This window comes from Nocardiopsis sediminis (genome assembly GCF_042650565.1).
Classification (GTDB): Bacteria; Actinomycetota; Actinomycetes; order Streptosporangiales; family Streptosporangiaceae; genus Nocardiopsis_B; species Nocardiopsis_B sediminis.
Genome location: NZ_JBHSBH010000007.1, coordinates 122,652 through 141,516, shown reverse-complemented (window position 1 = coordinate 141,516; position 18,865 = coordinate 122,652). Strand labels below are relative to the sequence as shown.

General features: G+C 71.5%; 17 protein-coding genes. 10 read left to right on the top strand and 7 right to left on the bottom strand.

From position 1 onward, the window contains the following. Positions 1 to 77: 77 nt before the first annotated feature. Positions 78 to 1,037: a ketopantoate reductase family protein gene (locus ACFOVU_RS09630; protein WP_378531988.1), complete on the bottom strand. Its 960-nt coding sequence runs from the start codon at positions 1,035 to 1,037 to the stop codon at positions 78 to 80. Between the two features lie 89 nt (positions 1,038 to 1,126). On the opposite strand from ACFOVU_RS09630, the gene ACFOVU_RS09625 reads away from it, so the two are divergent. Together ACFOVU_RS09625 and ACFOVU_RS09620 are read left to right on the top strand one after the other, a co-directional pair. Beyond that, entirely contained in the window at positions 1,127 to 1,690 is a 564-nt protein-coding gene (locus tag ACFOVU_RS09625; RefSeq protein WP_378531986.1) for a TetR/AcrR family transcriptional regulator, read from the top strand. Positions 1,691 to 2,035: 345 nt separating this feature from the next. Further along, the gene (locus tag ACFOVU_RS09620) at positions 2,036 to 3,751 is read left to right on the top strand and encodes an L-lactate permease (RefSeq protein WP_378531984.1); all 1,716 of its coding nucleotides are present in this window, start codon (positions 2,036 to 2,038) and stop codon (positions 3,749 to 3,751) included. Here the strand turns inward: ACFOVU_RS09620 and ACFOVU_RS09615 are convergent. The 3 genes from ACFOVU_RS09615 to ACFOVU_RS09605 all read right to left on the bottom strand — a co-directional run bounded on the left by ACFOVU_RS09615 (position 3,729) and on the right by ACFOVU_RS09605 (position 6,326). Continuing rightward, positions 3,729 to 4,670, bottom strand: a complete 942-nt coding sequence (locus ACFOVU_RS09615; protein ID WP_378531983.1) for an AraC family transcriptional regulator — start codon at positions 4,668 to 4,670, stop codon at positions 3,729 to 3,731. The genes ACFOVU_RS09620 and ACFOVU_RS09615 overlap by 23 nt on opposite strands. Further along, entirely contained in the window at positions 4,664 to 5,431 is a 768-nt protein-coding gene (locus ACFOVU_RS09610) for an SDR family NAD(P)-dependent oxidoreductase (protein WP_378531981.1), read from the bottom strand. Before ACFOVU_RS09610 ends, ACFOVU_RS09615 begins: the two co-directional genes overlap by 7 nt. 112 nt (positions 5,432 to 5,543) lie before the next feature. Next, positions 5,544 to 6,326, bottom strand: coding sequence for an alpha/beta fold hydrolase (locus ACFOVU_RS09605; protein WP_378531979.1), 783 nt, complete (start codon positions 6,324 to 6,326; stop codon positions 5,544 to 5,546). A 128-nt stretch (positions 6,327 to 6,454) separates the two neighbouring features. Here ACFOVU_RS09605 and ACFOVU_RS09600 point away from each other — a divergent pair, with 128 nt between their 5' ends. The 5 genes from ACFOVU_RS09600 to ACFOVU_RS09580 all read left to right on the top strand — a co-directional run bounded on the left by ACFOVU_RS09600 (position 6,455) and on the right by ACFOVU_RS09580 (position 11,834). After that, positions 6,455 to 6,973 (top strand): histidine kinase, encoded by a 519-nt coding sequence (locus tag ACFOVU_RS09600; RefSeq protein ID WP_378531978.1) that lies wholly within the window; start codon positions 6,455 to 6,457, stop codon positions 6,971 to 6,973. A gap of 109 nt (positions 6,974 to 7,082) precedes the next feature. Next, positions 7,083 to 7,877: a DUF4097 family beta strand repeat-containing protein gene (locus ACFOVU_RS09595; RefSeq protein ID WP_378531976.1), complete on the top strand. Its 795-nt coding sequence runs from the start codon at positions 7,083 to 7,085 to the stop codon at positions 7,875 to 7,877. A 32-nt stretch (positions 7,878 to 7,909) separates the two neighbouring features. Next, entirely contained in the window at positions 7,910 to 8,875 is a 966-nt protein-coding gene (locus tag ACFOVU_RS09590; RefSeq protein ID WP_378531974.1) for an ATP-binding cassette domain-containing protein, read from the top strand. Further along, positions 8,872 to 9,663, top strand: coding sequence for an ABC transporter permease (locus ACFOVU_RS09585; protein WP_378531972.1), 792 nt, complete (start codon positions 8,872 to 8,874; stop codon positions 9,661 to 9,663). Before ACFOVU_RS09590 ends, ACFOVU_RS09585 begins: the two co-directional genes overlap by 4 nt. Before the next feature lie 278 nt (positions 9,664 to 9,941). Beyond that, the gene (locus ACFOVU_RS09580; protein WP_378531970.1) at positions 9,942 to 11,834 is read left to right on the top strand and encodes a calcineurin-like phosphoesterase C-terminal domain-containing protein; all 1,893 of its coding nucleotides are present in this window, start codon (positions 9,942 to 9,944) and stop codon (positions 11,832 to 11,834) included. 98 nt (positions 11,835 to 11,932) lie between these two features. Here the strand turns inward: ACFOVU_RS09580 and ACFOVU_RS09575 are convergent, their stop codons facing one another. Continuing rightward, positions 11,933 to 12,775, bottom strand: coding sequence for an oxidoreductase (locus ACFOVU_RS09575; protein WP_378531968.1), 843 nt, complete (start codon positions 12,773 to 12,775; stop codon positions 11,933 to 11,935). Positions 12,776 to 12,917: 142 nt separating this feature from the next. On the opposite strand from ACFOVU_RS09575, the gene ACFOVU_RS09570 reads away from it, so the two are divergent. The 3 genes from ACFOVU_RS09570 to ACFOVU_RS09560 all read left to right on the top strand — a co-directional run bounded on the left by ACFOVU_RS09570 (position 12,918) and on the right by ACFOVU_RS09560 (position 15,619). Then, positions 12,918 to 14,075 (top strand): RNA-guided endonuclease InsQ/TnpB family protein, encoded by a 1,158-nt coding sequence (locus ACFOVU_RS09570; protein ID WP_378531967.1) that lies wholly within the window; start codon positions 12,918 to 12,920, stop codon positions 14,073 to 14,075. 111 nt (positions 14,076 to 14,186) lie between these two features. Continuing rightward, a complete protein-coding gene (locus ACFOVU_RS09565) occupies positions 14,187 to 14,492 on the top strand; it encodes a hypothetical protein (RefSeq protein WP_378531966.1) in 306 nt (101 codons plus the stop codon). Positions 14,493 to 14,680: 188 nt separating this feature from the next. Beyond that, complete coding sequence (locus ACFOVU_RS09560) at positions 14,681 to 15,619, top strand: polysaccharide lyase (protein ID WP_378531965.1); 939 nt, start codon at positions 14,681 to 14,683, stop codon at positions 15,617 to 15,619. A 100-nt stretch (positions 15,620 to 15,719) separates the two neighbouring features. Here ACFOVU_RS09560 and ACFOVU_RS09555 read toward each other — a convergent pair whose 3' ends face one another. Both ACFOVU_RS09555 and ACFOVU_RS09550 read right to left on the bottom strand, forming a co-directional pair. Next, complete coding sequence (locus tag ACFOVU_RS09555) at positions 15,720 to 17,276, bottom strand: AMP-binding protein (protein WP_378531964.1); 1,557 nt, start codon at positions 17,274 to 17,276, stop codon at positions 15,720 to 15,722. 119 nt (positions 17,277 to 17,395) lie between these two features. Next, on the bottom strand, positions 17,396 to 18,793 hold the full coding sequence (locus ACFOVU_RS09550; protein WP_378531963.1) for a hypothetical protein: 1,398 nt from the start codon (positions 18,791 to 18,793) through the stop codon (positions 17,396 to 17,398). Positions 18,794 to 18,865: the final 72 nt, after the last annotated feature.

Genomic DNA, 18,865 nt, shown 5'->3' with positions numbered 1-18,865 from the left:
GCCCCGCACGCTCCGCGCGGGCCGGCGCCACGATGCGCGACCTCATCGGCCAGGTCGATGGAACGGGATGATCCGCGTCAGCAGCTCTGGTCGGGCATGAAAGCGGGTGCTGCGGCGGAGAGCCCCGGGGTCGGCACCCCTAGACGTCGCGCTTCTGCGAGCACATCACGGCAGACGACGCGAGGTTCTTCCGCGTCGGGGTCGGCGTGCGCTTCGAATGTCCGGTGCACGATGGGAACGGTCCTGTTCGCGAGTGAGAGGGCGGCTGCGGGAAGCCAGGACGGCAGCCGGTATGGCAGTGTCGCGGGCCAGTGCCTGCGGAGATCGACTCCGCGGGCCTCGACCACGGGGAGCAATTCGCGTCCGACCAGCATCGCCTCGCGCAAGGCGGCCATGTTGCCGATGAGGTCGGCCATGGTTCCATGTCGGAGCGCCTGCGAATAGAGACTCGCGCCGGCGGCTGTGTGCAGAAGGAGCCAGCCGCGGATGTCGGCCTGTTCACGGACCCGGAATCCCGCCTGGCGAAACGCGCCGCGCGCCGCGAGCTCGCGTTCCGTCAGTGCCTCGTTGAAGCTGCCGAACAAGACGCCGGGGATGAGCGCTGCGCGAAGGCGGCCTGTGTCGTCATACCCACCGCCGCCCTGCGGGAAGCCCCACGCCACCTGTCCGAGCGGCAAAGGGGCGACAACGTCGAGCGGCTCCTCCCACATGTTGCTGAACATCAGGACGGTCGCGTTACCGATACGGGTCGAGAGGAACTCGATCGCCCCGGGAAGGCGATCGTGGGGAACGCTGAGGACGATGAGGTCGAAGTCGTGTTCTGGCGCGAGCTCTTCGCAGTACCGCGGAGACCATGCCTCGCGGACGTGCCGATCGCGTCCCTTCCGGCGGGAATCCAGGATGTCGACATCCATCGATTCCCCGTAGGCGTTCGCGCGCCCCGGCCGCACATAGAACTCGACGTCGTGGCCTGCGCCTGCGAGTGCCCACCCATAGACGGCGGCAACGACGCCTCGGCCGAACATAAGGATCCTCATGCTGCCCCCGTAGGATAGGACTAAGCGGAGATCTCCTCCGCTTGGAAAATACGGAGACGATCTCCGGTTGTCAAGCCAGAGGATTCCCGATGAAGTCTTCCAAGCCGCTCCGTGCCGACGCACAGCGCAACCGGGATGCGCTCGTGCGTGCCGCGCGCGAGATCTTCGCCGAAGAGCAGACCGATGTCCCGTTCGAGGACGTCGCCCGCCGGGCCGGCGTCGGGGCGGGAACCCTCTACCGCCACTTCCCCAATCGCGACGCGCTGATCGCCGCCGTGTTCGAGGAGGAAGTCGCCGTGCTCCGCGATCGTGCGTACCACCTCCTGGAGACCGGCCCGCCCGACAAAGCGCTGGAGAGCTTCCTTCGCGAGATGGTCGACCACATGTACCGTCAGCGAGGTCTTGCGCGAACCTTCTTCGCTGCTTCCGAGACCGCGGGAGGCGGTCTCTCCGACAAGGGGCGGGTGCTCGAAGAGGCGGTCACCGCGATTCTCGGCCGCGGCGTCGAACAAGCCGTGCTCCGTGATGACATCCCCGCGGGAGCGCTGATGCTCGCTCTTCACGGAATCGGCATCGCATCCGTTTCTTCCGAACGCCGTGTCGAGGCCGATGGCGTTGTTCAACTCATGGTCGACGGGCTACGCCGCGCCTGAGTTCGCGAGAAGCCCGAAGCCCCTCAAGCCGATAGTCGATGCAGCACCAGTCATCGTCCGACAGGTCACGATCCTGGAGCCGGAATTTGTTCGGGCCGGAAAGCCACTGACCCGCGCGCTCCTCGTTCGAGGAGCCGTCGCCCGGCGTGGCCGTCAAGGCGGAGCCCGGTTGCCGGCCGGATCGGGTGCCGGACGGGGCACGCCACCCCCCCTTGCGTGATGCTGTGACCGCGCTTACAGTCGACCGCGGACTGTAAGCGCTTTCCTGCTGTCATGGGCGCGGCCCGTCGTCGTCTCCGCCAACCGACTCCCCACGCCGACCACGCACAGAGTGGAGAGAGCCCCATGGGCTGGGTGCAGAACTACGAACCGATCGGCGGACTGTGGGGATCCGCGCTGCTCGCGGCGGTGCCCATTGCCGTGCTGCTCCTTGCGCTCGGGGTCGCCCGCCGTTCCGCGCACCTGTCGGCCGGGCTCGGGCTGGGCGCCGCGCTGGTGGTGGCGCTCGGGGTCTACCGGATGCCGGTGGACCTGATGGCGTCCTCGACCGTGCTCGGCCTGGTCTTCGGCCTGTGGCCGATCGCGTGGATCGCGTTCAACGCCGTGTACTTCCACAACGTCACGGTGGCCACCGGCCGCTTCGAGAGCATCCGCGCGGCGCTGGCCGGCTTCTGCCCCGACCGCCGGATCCAGGCGCTGCTGATCGCGTTCGGCTTCGGGGCGCTCCTGGAGGGGGTGGCCGGCGGTGGTTCCCCCATCGCCATCACGGCCGCGATGATGGCGGCGCTCGGCTTCCAGCCGGTCAAGGCGGTCGTCCTGGCGCTGCTGGCCAACACCGCGCCGGTGGCCTTCGGCGGCCTCGGCAACCCGCTCATCGTGCTGGGCACCGTGGCCGGGCCGCTCATGGACATGGAGCCGGCGACCGCCACCGAGCTGTTCTCCGCGATGACGGGGCGCCAGGTGCCGCTGCTGTCGCTCATCATCCCCGCGTTCATGGTGGTGGTCCTGGCCGGGTGGCGGCGGGCATGGGAGGTGTGGCCGGCGGTGCTGGTCACCGGGGGGAGCTTCGCGGCCATGCAGTTCGTGGTCGCGAACTTCATCAGCCCCAGCCTGGTGGACGTGATGGCCGCGCTCACCGCGATGGGCGCGCTCTGGCTGCTGACGCGGGTATGGCGGCCGCCGTCGGTGTGGCGGTTCGAAGGCGAGGAGAAGGAGGGGAGTGCGCACAGCGGCGCGACCCCCGACGCCGGCCCAGCCGCCCCCACGACGGCCCCCGAGCACACCGGCATCCGCGCCTGGACCCCCTACCTGATCCTGGTCGCCGTCATCCTCGTGTCGCGGATCGGCAGCCTGTTCCCCGCCCTGCCGGCGTGGGCGAACGTGACCGCCTGGCTGCAAAGCGCCACCCTGGAGATCCCATGGCCCGGTCTGCACGAACGCATTGTCCGGGTCGCGCCGATCACCTCGCCGGACGCGCCCTACCCGGCCGTGCTCACCCTGGACCTGCTGTACTCCGCGGGCTCGGTGGCGCTCGTCGCCGCCGTCATCGCCGGCCTGGTGATGCGGGCGACCCCGGCCGTGCTCGTGCGGGTCTACTGGCAGACCTTCGTCCAGATGCGCTGGGCCCTGGCCACCATCATGATGATCCTGGCCATCGCGCACGTGATGAACTACTCCGGCGCCACCTCGACCCTCGGCCTGGCGCTGGCGCAGACGGGGTTCCTGTTCCCCTTCTTCGCGGCGTTCGTCGGCTGGCTGGGCGTCTTCCTCACCGGCTCGGACGCCTCCTCCAACAGCCTGTTCGGCCCCATGCAGGTGGTCTCCGCCCAGCAGCTGGGCGTGGACCCGGTGCTGGCCGGCGCCGCCAACACCTCGGGCGGGGTGATGGGCAAGATGATCTCGCCGCAGAACCTCTCGGTCGGCGCGACCGCCATCGGCCAGACCGGCCGCGAATCGGCGCTGCTGCGCCAGACGTTCTGGTGGTCGGTGGCGCTGACCGCGGTCGTCGGCCTGACCACGCTGGCCCAGGCGCACCTGTTCACCTGGATGATCCCGGGCTGACCGCGGCCGCGCGCCGGTAGGCCGATGGGGTGACGCCCGTGGTCCGCCGGAAGGCGGTGCTGAACGAGCCCGGCGAAGCGAAGCCGAGCCGCGCCGCGAGCGCGTCGACGCTGGTGTCGCTGTGCCGGAGGGCGTGCTCGGCCAGGATGATGCGCCACCGGCGGAGGTAGGCGAAGGGGGTGGACCCGCTCGTCCGCCGGAAGCTCTCTGCGAACCCGGTCCGCGACATCGCCGCCGCGCGCGCCAATTGCTCCAGCCTCCAGGGGCGGCCCGGGTCGTCATGCATGAGCCGTACAGCGGGGCGCAACCGCTCATCGGCGAGCAGCCGGAGCCACCCCGGCGGAAGATCGGTCCGGCCGGCCGACGCGCGCAGGGATTCGAGCACGAGGAGCTGCGCGTACTGCGCGACGGCGAACCCGGAGCCGGCCTCGCGGCCCGAGCACTCCTCCAGGAGCAGGCCCAGGACCGCGCGCAGCCGGTGCGCCGCAGGGTCGGTGCCGTGGATGTGGCTGACGGCGGGCAGCCCCGGGTACAGCAGCTCGCGCCCCGTGGGGCCGAGCCGGATGTGCCCGCCGACGACCGTGTCCGCCGGCCCGGCCGTATCGGGCAGGGGCCCCGACGCCCACCCCACCGGCGGGGGGATGTCCCGTGCGGTCGCGTGGCGTGAACCGCCGTGCAGCGCGAGCCGGGAGCGGCGGCTGAGGACGGCGACGTCGCCCGCCACCAGGTGGGCCGAGGCCCCGCCGTCGGTGTGCAGGTGAGCGTGCCCGCGCAGCACCGCGACGATCTTGACGTCGTCGGTGACGTCACCGCGGGACACCCATGGTGCGGTCGCGGTGAACCCGCCGGAGATCACGCCGTGGATCTCGACGTGGCGCAAGACCTCGGCGAGGTGGTCGCCGGGCAGCGTCGTCACCATCCCAGCGGCTCACCGTCCCGGTGGAAGCCGCCGCGCGGGCCGTCGTCGGGGAGCGTCGCCGCCCACACCACCCCCGGCGCGCTCTCCTGGACCGGCCGGGCTCCCAGCGCCGCCGCGCCGGGCACGGTGGCCGTGACATCGGGGCACACCGCGTTGACCAGGATCGCCGTGCCGGCGAGTTCGGCCGCGAGGGTGGCGGTCAGCGCGTTGACGGCCGCCTTTGCGATGGCGTGGCTCGCGTAGCGCCCGTTGGCGGCGGCCATCCCGTAGCGGTCGTCGGAGTGGGAGCCCGCTCCTGAGCCGACGTTGACCACGCGCGGCCGGGGCGAGCGTCGCAGCAGCGGGAGGGCGCCGATCGTCATGCGCCAGGTGCCGAAGAGGTCCACCTCGATCACGTGCGCGGCCGATCGCAGGTCGGCGCCGGTCGCCGTTTCGTCGAAGTTCGGGCGGGCGGCGGCGTTGTTGACGAGGATGTCGAGCCGGCCCTTCGTGGCCTCGATGGTCCGCACGGCGAGGTCCACCGAGTCCTGGTCGGTGATGTCGAGCGGCACGGGCAGCGCGCCGACTCCGTCGACGCCCCGCACGGCGGCCTCGGCCTTGCCGGGGTCACGCGCCCCGAGGAGGACGTCGATCCCGTGCCGGGCGAGTTGCCCGGCGACTTCGAGCCCGAGCCCGTGCGCGGCGCCGGTGACCAGGGCGACGGGCACGTCACCGGGGGCGGGGTCGGCGGCCGGCGACGCGGCACGCTGGTGATGGGTCATGGCCCAAGTGTGGTGTCGCCCGCCGGGGGCCGCCATCGGCGCGCGTCCGGACTTCCTTGGCCTCCGTACGGCGCCGCCGTGCACAGCCCTCGTGCCGGCGCGGTGGATCCCGTCAGGCGGCGGTGCCGGTCGAGGCCAGGAAGTCCTCCACGACGGCCAGCAGCGGCAGTGGCGTCTCGTCCATGGCGTAGTGCCCGGCGTCCTGGATGACGTGCAGCCGGGCGTTGGGGAACCACTCCAGCCAGGTGGCGCGCATGACATCGGCCGACAGTGCGGGGTCGTGCGCGCCGGCGACGGCGAGTGCGGGTACCGGGCTGCCCGTGACGGTCCGGTGGAAGTCCAGGCCCGCCCAGTCTTCGAGGTAGGCGGCGAACGCGGGCGCGGTCGAGCAGGCCAGCGATTTGGCGACCATGGATTCCAGCCAGACCGCGGAGAGCCGGTCGCCGGTGGTGAGGTTGATGATGGCGCGCCGCGCGGCCGGGTCGTGCACCGCTGCGCGGAAGAGGTCCCAGGCGTCGGGGTCGAAGCCCGCTCCGGAGGCGGGCACGGGGGAGATCCCGACCATGGCGCGGACCCGTTCGGGCGCGAGGGCGAGGAGGTTCTGGGCGGCCTTGCCGCCCATGGAGTGGCCGACGACGGAGAAGGTCTCCCAGCCCAGGTGGTCGGCCAGGGCCAGGGCGTCGGCCGCGACCTCGGCGGTCGTGTATTCGCCCTCGACCCCTTGCGCGTCGCCGTAGCCGCGCTGGTCCTGGGCGGCGAAGGTGAAGCGCCCGCCGTCGGCGTGGGCCAGCAGCGGGGCGTAGCTCGTGCGGTCGCCGAACCAGCCGTGCAGGGCGAGGACACCGTGCGGGCCGGTGCCGTGGAGCGTGTGGGGGAGGACGACGGGTTCCACCATTGGGGGCTCCTGTGTGCGGGGGAGTGTCGGCGCTGCGAGGGGGTTCTACCCGGCAAGGGGGCTGTGCACCCGGCGCTGCCGTAACCGGGGACTTGACATGACATCACCTATGACGCCATGATGACGTCATGGATTTGATGCCGTACGTCGACGAACTCCGCCGCCAGCTCCTGGTGGCCGCCGAAGCCGGGAACGAGGAAGCGCGGGCCATCGCCGAGCGCCTCAGTGCCGCTCTCGAACCCGCCGCCCGGCTGACCCTGCTGGACGCCCTCTCCGATGCCGCGGACGAGATCACCAGGGACCTCGCCCCCGGATCGGTCGAGGTGCGGCTGCGCGGACGCCAGACCGACTTCATCGTGACGTCACCGTCCTTCGGTGACGTCGACGACGACGGCATCGCGACGTCACAGCCCCACCCGGGCGACGCCGACCTCCGGCCCGAGGCCGACGACGGCGGCACATCGCGGATCACCCTGCGCATGCCCGACCGCCTCAAGCCGCGCGTCGAGGAGGCCGCCCGCAACGAGGGGCTGTCGGTCAACGCCTGGCTCGTGCGCGCCGTCGCCGCGTCGCTCGACAGCGGCAGGCGCCGCCCCGACACCAGGCCGCGCCAGGTCGACCGCGGCTACACCGGCTGGGTGCGCTGACCCGGCCCCGCCGTCCCGCCTCCACCACCGCCCCACCTCTACCTCCACCACCATCACCACGTCTCCCACCAGCGGAGACGACCACCAGCGCCATGTCAGGGAGACAGCCATGCCAACTTTCGCCACCCCCGAGCCCATCACCGCCGACATCACCCTGATCGCCGGCACCGTCCAGATCAACGCGGGCGATCACACCGAGACCACCGTCGAGGTCCGCCCCCGCGACGCCGCCAAGGACAGCGACGTGCGCGCCGCCGAGCAGATCGAGGTCGACTTCGCCGGCGGCCGTCTCCAGGTCAGCGACGCCCAGTCCTCGGTCCTGAGCCGCATGCTCCGCAAGGGCATGGTCGACATCACCGTCGAGCTGCCCGCGGGATCACGCGTCCACGCCAAGGGCGACCACGGCGGCTTCCGCTGCGAGGGGCCCCTGGGAGCCTCGGAGATCGCCTGCTCCAGCGGCCACATCGCCGTCGACCGCATCGCCGGAAACGCCGAGCTCACCACGGCGCACGGCTGGATCCGGGCGGGGGAGATCGACGGCTCCGCCGTGGTCAAGTCCACCACCGGCGCCATCACCCTCGGCACGGTGACCGGCGAGCTCCAGGCCAACTCCGCGCACGGCGACATCTCCGTCGACCGCACCCCGGCCTCCGTCACCGCCCGCAACAGCTACGGCGCCATCCGGCTCGGCCAGGTGGTCACCGGCGGCATCGACGTGGAGACCTCCTACGGCGAACTGGAGATCGGCGTCCGCGCGGGCACCGCCGCCTGGCTGGACGCGGTCTCCACGAAGGGCGTCGTGCGCAGCTCCCTGGAGGCCGCCGACGACCCCGGCCCCGCCGAGGAGACCGTGCGGGTCCGCGCCCGCACCGTCCACGGCGACATCACCGTCCACCGGTCCTAGCCACGGCCCCCGGCCAGAGAAGAGATACGGACATGACCCGGAACACCCCCCGCACGGCCGTCACGGTCACGGGGCTGCGCAAGTCCTACGGGGACCACGTCGTGCTGGACGGCGTCGACCTGGACATCACCGCGGGAACGATCTTCTCGCTGCTGGGCCCCAACGGCGCCGGCAAGACCACCATCGTCAAGATCCTCTCCACCCTGATCCGCGCCGACGCCGGCCGGGCGCGGGTCCTCGGCCACGACCTGGCCGCCGAGCCCGACGCGGTGCGCGCCGCGATCGGCGTCACCGGCCAGTACTCCGCGGTCGACGGCCTGCTCACCGGGCGCGAGAACCTGATGCTCATGGCGAAGCTGCACCGCCTCGGCGGTGCCGCCGCCCGCCGCCGCGCCACCGATCTGCTGGAGCGCTTCGACCTGGCCGACGCGGCGGGCAAGCCCGCCGCCACCTACTCCGGGGGCATGCGCCGCCGCCTCGACCTGGCGATGACCTTGGTGGGCGAGCCGCGGCTGATCTTCCTGGACGAACCCACCACCGGCCTGGACCCGCGCAGCCGCCGGGACATGTGGCAGATCATCCGCGACCTCGTGGCCGACGGCGTCACCGTCTTCCTCACCACGCAGTACCTGGAGGAGGCCGACCGGCTCGCCGACCGGATCGCGGTCCTGGACCACGGCGCGATCGTGGCCGAGGGCACCGCCGCCGAGCTCAAGCGCCGCATCCCCGGCGGCCACGTCCTGCTGCGCTTCACCGAGGCCGATGCGCTGTCCACGGCGGCCCGGGCGCTGGGCGGCGAGGCCGACCCCGACACGCTCGCGCTCAAGGTGCCCGGCGGGGGAGGGGTCGCCTCACTGCGCGACCTCCTGGACCGCCTCGACACCGCGTCGATCACCCCCGAGGAGCTGTCGGTGCACACCCCGGCCCTCGACGACGTCTTTCTCGCGCTCACCGGCCAGGCCGGCGCGGACGACCACGCACGGAAGGCGACCCGATGACCACCCTCACCCACGCCGTCGGCGACTCGGCCACGATGGTGGCCCGCCAGCTGCGGCACATGGTGCGCTACCCGTCCATGACCCTGCTCCTGGCCGGGATGCCGATCTTCTTCCTGCTGCTGTTCGTCTACGTCTTCGGCGGCGCCATGGACTTCGGGGCGAACGGCGCCGCAGCCGGCCGCGCCGCCTACCTCGACTACGTCGCCCCCGGGATCATGCTGATCGCGGTGGCCAGCGCGGCCCAGGGGACGGCCATCTCGGTGGCCATGGACATGACCGAGGGCATCGTCGCCCGGTTCCGCACCATGGACATCGCCCGGGTGTCGGTCCTGACCGGCCACGTCGTGGGCAGCCTGGTCCAGGCGATGGTGAGCGTCGCCCTGGTCACCGCGGTGGCGCTGCTGATCGGGTTCCGGCCCGGCGCGGGCCCGGCCGAGTGGCCGGCGATCGTGGGCCTGATGGCGCTGGTCTCCTTCGCCCTGACATGGCTGTCGGTGGCGCTGGGCCTGGTCTCCACCACCGTGGAAACAGCGAGCAACCTGCCCATGCCGCTGGTCTTCCTGCCCTTCCTGGGCAGCGGGTTCGTCCCCACCGAGACCCTGCCGGCCGGGCTGCGCTGGTTCGCCGAGTACCAGCCCTTCACCCCCATCACCGAGACCCTGCGCGGGCTGCTGATGGGCACCGAGATCGGCGACAGCGCGACCGCCGCGGTCGCCTGGTGCGCCGGCATCGCCCTGGTCTCCTACCTCTGGGCCAGGAGGCTCTACAACCGCGACCCGGCGGCCTGACCCGCCGGCCAGGGTCGTGTGCCCCGCGGACACTCTGTGCCGCGGGGCACCGGCGCGCCGCGCCTCGCTCCGCTGTCGGCACCCGTTCCCGCCGGCGGGCCGCTAGCACGGCTGCCTGCGGCGGGAACCGTTCCGTTCGCCATTCGTCATCGCGCGATGGTCGACAGTTGGCCGTCGGCTGGGCCGCTGTTCAGTCGCCTCAAGAAACGTTGCTCTCCGCCGGTCTCCCCCGGGCCGGTTTCGTCCCCCGACCTATCGGAGAGCGTTGCATGTCAACGATGTACAGACGAGATGCGCAGACGGAGGACACCCCGCCGACGCGCCGCCCCTTCCGTACCGCGCTGACGGCCTCGATCGCCGTCGCCGTCACCGCTTCCCTCACCCTGGCGGCCACCCCGGCCGCTGCGCAGCAGGCCGACGACAGCGGTGACGACGACGCCTACCGCGGCGCGGTGGAGGTGGTCCAGAACGCCGAGGGCTCCGAGAACGACTCGGTGATCACCGGCCGGGTGTTCGTCGACGACGACCGCGACAGCTCCAGCGGCCGCGGCGAGCGCGGACTGGCCGGCGTCACGGTCACCAACGGCCGCGACGTCGTGCAGACCAACGGCTCGGGCCGCTACCGGCTGCCCGCCTTCGACAACATGACGGTCTCGATCACCCAGCCGTCCGGGTACCAGGTGCCGCTGGACGAGTACAACATCCCGCAGTTCCACTACAACCACCTGCCCGAGGGCTCCCCCGAACTGCGCTACGGGGGCATCGAGCCGACCGGCCCGCTGCCCTCCGCGGTCAACTTCCCGGTCGTCGAGAGCGAGGAGACCGCCGCCGACGCGCAGAACTGCGTCATCGCCGGCGACCTCCAGACCACCGACCTCCAGGAGATCGAGTACGCGCGCGCCGGGGCCATCAACGACCTCTCCGAGCGCGACGACTACGGCAGCTGCGGCGCACTGTTCGTCGGCGACGTCGCCAACGACGACCTGTCGCTCTACCCCGACATCAAGGACCTGCTCAGCGAAGTCAACGGCCCCGTCCGCCTCCTGCCGGGCAACCACGACCTCGACTACGACGCCCCCAGCGCCGAGCACTCCTTCGACACCTTCCGCGCGCAGCTGGCACCGGAGTACTACTCCTACGACGTCGGCAACGTGCACGTCGTGGCGCTGAACACCGTCGACTACCCGTGCACCGCGGCCGAGGACAGCCCCGACGGCATCGACGAGCACTGCGCCGACCCCGAGGGCGACCCCTCCTACAACGGGCGCATGGACGACGACCAGCTCACGTGGCTCGAACGCGACCTCGACAACGTCGACGAGGACAAGCTCGTCGTGGTGGCCAGCCACATCAGCCTGCTCAACTACGCCGACCAGGGCTCCCCGGTGCACCAGGTCGACCAGGTCGCGCGCATCCACGAGCTGCTGGAGGGCCGCGAGGCCGTGGCGGTCTCCGGCCACAGCCACAGCATCGAGAACCTCAAGGCCGGCGACGACGTCGAGGGCTGGCGCGACCTCTTCGGGGTCGAGGGCCTGCCGTTCCCGCACATCACCGCGGGCGCGATCTCGGGCGACTGGTACTCCGGCGAGGTCGGCGAGGACGGCTACCCGACGGCGATCGGCCGCGACGGCGGACGCCCCGGCGTGGTCACGCTGGACATCGAGGGCAGCGAGTTCCAGGAGCGCTACACCGTCACCGGCGAGGCCGACGAGGTGCAGACGCAGCTGGGCATCAACAGCCCGACCTACCGCGAGTGGTTCGCGGAATGGAGCGACGCTCCCAGCGCTGATGCGCCCGAGCTGGAGGACCCCCTGGTGGTCGACCAGGAGGACCTGTCGGGTGGGAGCTGGCTGACGACCAACTTCTTCTTCGGCTCCACGGGCTCGACGGTCGAGGTCGGCATCGACGGCGCGCCGGCCGAGGAAGCCGAGCGCACCCAGCAGATGACGGGCGAGGCGCCCAACGTCGGCGCCGAGTACTCCGACCCCTACGCGGTCTCCCAGCAGCTGGTCCACGGCGGCAGCCTCGCCGACCGGACGATGCACCTGTGGCGGTTCGACCTGCCCGGTGACCTCGACACCGGCACCCACACCGCCGAGGTCACCGCGACCGACCCCTACGGCCGCGAGTTCACCGACACCCTCGAGTTCGAGGTCGTCGAACAGCGGTAAAGAGCCGTCCGCACAGCGGGCTCCGCACAGGGCCGCCACCCGGACGGGTGGCGGCCCTCTGCCGTGGCCGGATGACGCTCAGGGCCGGTGGTGATCTCTCAGCCGACCTCGGGGAAGTCGGCGCTGCGGGACAGTTCCTCCCACGCCGTGAACTCGGCGCGGAGCCGGTCCAGCTTGTCGATGGCCATGTCGTAGGCGGGGCCGCCCAGCAGCAACCGGTGCGGGGGCTGCTGCGCCCCGACCGCGGTGATGATGGCCTGGGCCGCGCGGGCCGGATCGCCGGGCTCGCGGCCGGTGTTGGCCCGGAAGTCCGCGCAGGCGGCGCCGGCGGTGGCGGCGTAGTCGGCGATCTCATTCCCGGGCAGGGTCTCGCCGGCCGAGCGTCCCGCCCAGTCGGTGCGGAAGGGGCCCGGCTCGACGAGCACCACCTTGATGCCCAGCGGCTCCACCTCGTACCACAGCGCCTCCGACAGGCCCTCGACGGCGAACTTGGTGGCGTTGTAGTAGCCCACGGCGGGGAAGGAGCGCAGCCCGCCGATGGAGGAGAAGTTGACGATCGTGCCGCTACGGCGCCGGCGCATGCCGGGCAGCACCGCCCGGGTCAGGTCGGACAGGCCGAAGACGTTGATCTCGAACATGCGGCGGATCTCGTCGTCGGTGCTCTCCTCCACCGCGGCGAAGTAGCCGATCCCGGCGTTGTTGACGAGCACGTCGATGCCGCCGAAGCAGTCGGAGGCCTCGGTGACGGCGGCGCGGACCTGCTCGGGGCGGGTCACGTCCAGCTCCAGGGCCAGGGCGCGCTCGCCGGCCCCGGCGGCCAGGTCGCGGACCTGGCCGGTGTCGCGGGCGGTGATCACGGCCCGGTCGCCCCGGGCGAGCACGGCGGCGGCGAGATGGCGGCCGAACCCGGTCGAGCAGCCGGTGATGGACCAGGTCTTCACCTCTTTCTAGCCAGGAAGCCCGGGGCTTCAGCCCTGGGAAGAATGGCTTTCCCGGAGCGGGGCCGCGCAGCGGCGGAGTCCGCTTCGTCGTATTGTGAAGACAAGGTCACTTCTGGTGATCGACCGTACTAGAGTGCTCTGCGTGAAGCTTGTTGCGCAGGTGAAGCTGATGCCTGCGTCCGGCCATGACGCGGACGCGCTGGCGGCGACCCTGCGTGCCTGCAACCGGGCCGCGACGTGGGTATCTGCGACCGCGCACGCCCGGGGCCTGTTCCGGCGCAACGAGTTGCAGCAGGCCGTGTACCACGACACCAAGTCCGCCTTCGCTCTCGCCGCGCAACCGGCGGTGCGCACCATCAAGAAGGTGGTCGACGCCTACACGACGCTGAAAGCGAACATCAAGGCGGGCAACCTCGGCCCCGAGGGCTCGAAGCGCCGCACGAAGGCGCAAGCCACACCGGTCGTGTTCCGTGAGGATGCGGCCCAGCCCTACGACGACCGGATTCTCACCTGGAATCTCGACGTCCGGACGGTGTCCATCTGGACCGTGGCCGGGCGTATCAAGGGCATTCCGTTCGTGGGCTCGCCCGAGGCGTTGAAGCTGCTGGCCTCTCGCAAGGGCGAGTCGGACCTGATGATGCGCGACGGGATGTTCTTCCTGGCCGCCACCGTCGACCTGCCCGAACCCGAGCCCTATGAACCGGACGGGTTCCTCGGTGTGGACCTGGGCATCGTCAACATCGCGACCACCTCCGACGGGCGGATCATGTCCGGGCGGCGGGTCAACCGCTACCGGCGGCGCATGCTCACCCTGCGGAAGAAGCTTCAGAATAAGCGCACCAAGAGCGCCAAGCGCGCCCTCAAGCGCATCCGCCGCCGGGAGTCCTGGTACGCGGCCCAGCGCAACCACATCATCGCCAAGAACATCGTCGGCACCGCTGAACGCACCTCCCGTGGCATCGCCCTGGAAGACCTGGGCGGTATCCGGCAGAGGGTCACGGCCAGGAAAGACCAGCGGTCCCGGCTGCACTCGTGGGGTTTCGCCCAGCTCGGCGCTTTTGTCGAGTACAAGGCGCGGCGGGCGGGCGTGCCCGTGGTGTTCGTGGACCCGCGCAATACCTCCCGCCGGTGCTGCGAGTGTCGGCACACCCACCGGGCCAATCGCGTGTCGCAAGCACGGTTCGCATGCCGCTCCTGCGGGGTGGTGCTGCATGCGGACATCAACGGCTCCTGCAACATCGCCCACCGGGGCGGTGCTGTGTGGCAGCGGGGCGCGGTCAGCCGCCCCAGTACGGTTTAGCCCTACCGGACGCAGGGGATCACGCGGCAGCCGGTCGCGCTCCACTTGCAATCAACGCCTTAGATGATCGGGTGACAAGCTCGGTCCTTCAAGGCCGAGAAGCTGACCCGGATGTTCGCCGTCGGGCTGCGCGAGGAACTCAAGGAGCACGGCGTCAGCGTCACCGCCCTGATGCCCGGCGCCACCGACAGCGCCTTCCACTCCCGGGCCGGCATGGACGACACCGCCTTCGGCCCCGGCATGAAGAAGAACAGCCGCGTCCGGGTCGCCCGGCAAGGCTTCGACGCGATGCAGGCCGGGCGGGCCCAGGTGGTCGGCGGGGACCTCGCCACCCGGCTGGCCTGTCTCAAGAACCGCTTCCTCGCCGAGACGGTCAAGGCCGCCCGCCACGCACACAAGGCCAAGCCCCGCCGGTAGGCGGCCCGCGGACCCCACGGACGGGGGCGCTTCCGGGCTCGCGCAGGCATCTCGCGCGCTCCGGGCCTGGACGGATACGACGACGCCGGCTTCTCCTTCTACCATGTCGGCGGCGGCTTCGCCGGTGCCCTGTCGCGCCGGCCGGCCTGACCCCCCGAGCCCCCCGATCGTGAAGCGAGGAACCGACCATGAAGGCCACGACCCTGCTCCTCGGCGCCGCGGGCGTCGCCACGCTGCTCACACCCGTCGCGCTGTACCCGCAGTTCGCCGCAGAGCCCGCCGGTCAGGCGGCGCACACCGTGGCGGATGCGGCGCAGGCCGAGGCAGCGGGGTACAAGGAGAACGCGTTCGAGAGACCCGCCGCCGGCGGCCCGTACCCGCTCACCGAGTGGGACGAGGACGGCTGGACCGCGCCCTGGTCCGTCGGCATGGACGAGCGGACCCAGGTCGACGCCTCCACCCCGGCGCACAGCGGCGACCAGTCCCTGCGGGTGCTCTACCCGGAGGGCAAGGTCGGGCCCGAGGAATCGGGGGCGCAGGCGCCTTTCGCGCTGGAGGCGGCGCCGGAGTACTACGTGTCCATGTGGATCAGGTTCGACGAGGACTTCAGCTGGGGGACCAGCGAGTACGCCGGCAAGGTCGGCATCGGCCTGGCAGGCGGCGACTGGTGTTCCGGCGGTCAGACCTGCGACGGCACCAACGGCTTCAGCTCCCGCTTCATCTGGCGGCGCGCCGACGGCGAGGCGGCGCTGTACTACTACCACATGGACAAGCAGGACACCTACGGCGACCACGTGTCGCTGGAGGAGAACGGCTCCGTCATCCACTGGCCCAAGGGCGAATGGGTGAACGTCGTGCAGCGGGTCAAGGTCAACACCGTCACCGGCGGGCAGGCGAACCACGACGGCGAGATCGAGGTGTTCTACAACGGTCGGTCCGCCGCCGAGGTGACCGGCCTGCGCTTCGTCACCAACGACGACCAGGTGGACACGGCCTACTTCGACAGCTTCGCCGGCGGCGCCACCACGGAGTTCGCCCCCCGCAACGACAGCTACATCTGGTACGACGACATCAAGGTCTCCACCGACCCGGCGGACATCTGCGAGCTCGACGACGGCTGCGCGTGACCCCTGCGCCGCTCGATGAGGGGCCGTCCGCCGGGTCCGTTGTCCTCCGGGGGCGATGGTCGCCCGCTCCGGCCTGACCGGCCCGTTGTGGGGGCGCGGATCAGTTGACCTGGCGTTCGCGCCCCTCCCAGTAGGGCGCGCGCAGCTTGAACTTCTGCAACTTGCCGGTCGCGGTCCGGGCCAGCTCGTCGCGGAACTCCACCGACGTCGGCGCCTTGTATCCGGCGGCTCTGTCCTTGCACCACCGGATGAGGCCCGCCTCGGTGGCCTCCTGGCCGGGCGCGAGGACGACGAGGGCCTTGATGGTCTCGCCCCACTTGTCGTCGGGGACGCCGATGACGGCGACCTCGGCGACGGCGGGGTGGGAGAAGAGCACGTCCTCGACCTCGATCGAGGAGACGTTCTCCCCTCCGGTGATGATCACGTCCTTCTTGCGGTCGCTGATCGTGAGGTAGCCGTCGTCGCCGATCTCGCCGCCGTCGCCGGTGTGGAACCACCCGTCCCGCAGCGCCGCGGCGCTCTCGTCGGGCCGGTCCCAGTAGCCCTCCAGGACCACGTTGGAGCGCGCCAGCACTTCCCCCGTCCCGTGGTGCCCATCCTCCGTCGCTGCCTCGGTCTTCAGCGTCACGCCGATCGCGGGGGCGCCGGCGCGCACCAGCTTGGCGGCGCGGTCCTCGGGCGCCAGCGCGTCCCATTCGGCGCGGGCGCGGTTGACGGTCAGCAGCGGCGAGGTCTCGGTGAGCCCGTAGATCTGGATGAACTCCCAGCCCAGCTCCTCCTGCACCCGCAGGACGGTCCGGGTGGGCGGCGGCGCGCCGGCGACGATGATCCGCACCCGGTCGCGGCCGGGGATCTCGCCTTCCCACGTCCGCGCGGCCTCCAGAACGGCGGCCACCACGGCCGGCGCCGCGCACATCACCGTGACGCCGTGGGCCTGCACGCGTCGCAGGATCTCCGCGCCGTCGACCTTGCGCAGCATCACGTGCGGCACGCCCAGGCCGGTCATGGCGAAGGGCATGCCCCAGCCGTTGGCGTGGAACTGGGGGAGGGTGTGCAGGTAGACGTCGCGGTCGGTGACGCCGACGTGCAGGGCGAAGGTCACCGCGTTGGTCCAGATGTTGCGGTGGGTGATCTGGACCCCTTTGGGGCGTGCGGTGGTCCCCGACGTGTAGTTGATGGTCGCGGTGGCGTTCTCGTCGTGCCGCCAGGGCCGCGGCTCGGTGCCCTCGGGTGCGAAGAGGTCGGCGTCGTCGCCCAGCACGAACCGGTGCTCGGCGGTCACGTCGCGCAGCGCGTCGTCGAGCTCGGGGTCGACGTAGAGCACCCGGGCGCCGGAGTGCTCCACGATGTAGCGGACCTCCTCGGCCCGCAGTCGGAAGTTCACCGGCACCAGCACGCGCCCGAACCCCGACACCCCGAAGAACGATGTCAGCAGGCGCGCGCTGTTGTGGCTGACGATCGCGACCCGGTCGCCGAACCCCACCCCCATCCCGTCGAGGAAGGCCGCCTGCCTGCGGGCCAGCGCGCCGAGCTCCCGGTAGGTCGGCTCCCCGAGTGAGGGCGCCGGCTGGCCGGGCTCGTCGATGACGCCTGTGCGGTCGCCGTAGACCTGAACGGCCCGGTCGATGAAGTCGGAGACGCTGAAGGGGACGATCACGGGCCCTCCTCGTATGCGGAGCAGCGGGGCCCTTTGCGTAGGGCCTCACGGGCTTCACGGGATCACCGGCACCTCGATGGTAGGCGGGCGGACCGCGGAGCGGTATAGGTGAACAGCGATCACCCGCCGGCCAGCTCGGCCCAGAGGCTTCGCCACGGTTCAGCGGGGAAGTGGGAGTCGATCCTGCGCCGGTTGCGCCGCATGCCCTCGGTGAACCATGGGTCGCCGTCGGCCCGCGCGCGCATGAGGTCGAGCATTTCCGTGGCCGTGGCCCGCAGGTCGCCGTTCTCGGGCAGGCGGGCGCACAGGAACGTGTCGCCGTAGATGTCGCCGAAGGCGTTGAAGTCGCCGACCGCGCTGGGGATGCCGGCGACGGTGGCGAGTGCGGGGCCCAGGCCCACGGTCTCCACATCGGGGCGGTTGGGGGCGAAGAGCACCCCTCCGCCGGTGGCGGCGCCCACGCGCAGGAGGTCGATCTCGTCGAGGTGCCAGAGGCCGTCCGCCCCCCGGTGGCTCTGGAGCGGTACCCCGTTCAGGAACCGCACCTGGTCCAGCACCCCTTCGTCCAGGGCCGCGTCCAGGACCTCCTTGGTGTAGTCGGGGTCCTCGCCGAGGTCGCCGAAGACCAGCAGGAGTGGCTCCGGCAGTCCCCGTTCCCTGCTGACCTCCCGCATGCGGGAGAAGAGCCGCACCGAGATCTCCACCCCCTTGACCCGGAAGACGCGGACGGGGACCAGCAGCAGGGGCTGCCCTGGCGCGGCGCCGATCTGGTGGAGGAACTCCTCGTGCCGGTCCTCCATGCCCTCCGGGGGAGTTTCGGGCAGCACGTTGGGGACCGTGACGGGTTCCAGAGGGGTGGGGTAGCCGCACGCCTCGGCGTGGAGCGCCTCCGACACCACCGCCCAGCGGTGGGCACGGTGGCCGCCCGGCAGCGGGGTGAACTCGTTGGGGGCCGGGGGGTAGAGCCGTTCGCCGTCCTCGTGCACGGCGCAGCTGCCGAACAGGTCGTGGTCCCAGAACAGGACGCCGCCGGGCCGTCCGCCGTCCCAGCGCCGCGCCGCTGCCCGGTGCAGGGCGAGGGTCACCGGAACGGCGTCGGAGAGGGTCATGTTGACGGCCACCACCCAGTCCGCGCCGTGCTCGTCGAGCCATTCGGAGAAGTACGTCTCGTAGGGGGCGGCCAGGGTCTCGATGCGCCGGTGGAGGCGGGCCTTGTCGCCGGGGCCGAGTTCGTCGGCCCGGGCCACCAGGCGGCGGATGTCGAGGAGGTCATCGGCCACGTCCGGTCCCGTGCAGGGAAGGGCCCGGCTCACGTCGAGCCACGAGGGGTAGCGGTCGGGTTCGGTGCCGTCGGGGAAGAAGGCCGGCTTGTCGGGACGCCAGGAGTAGCCGAGGTCGGCCGGGATGGGGTCGTCCGGGGACGGCTCGCCGTGAAAGCGCGTCACGACGTTGCGGAAGACGGTGAGGAGACCGCTGACGGGGAGTCCGTCGCCGCAGACCAGCGCGATTTTGACCAACGTCTCGACCTTTCCGGCCACCGCGGTGGTGGCCCTTTTCGTTGAGCCGTGCGATGCGGTGGGGCCAGGGCA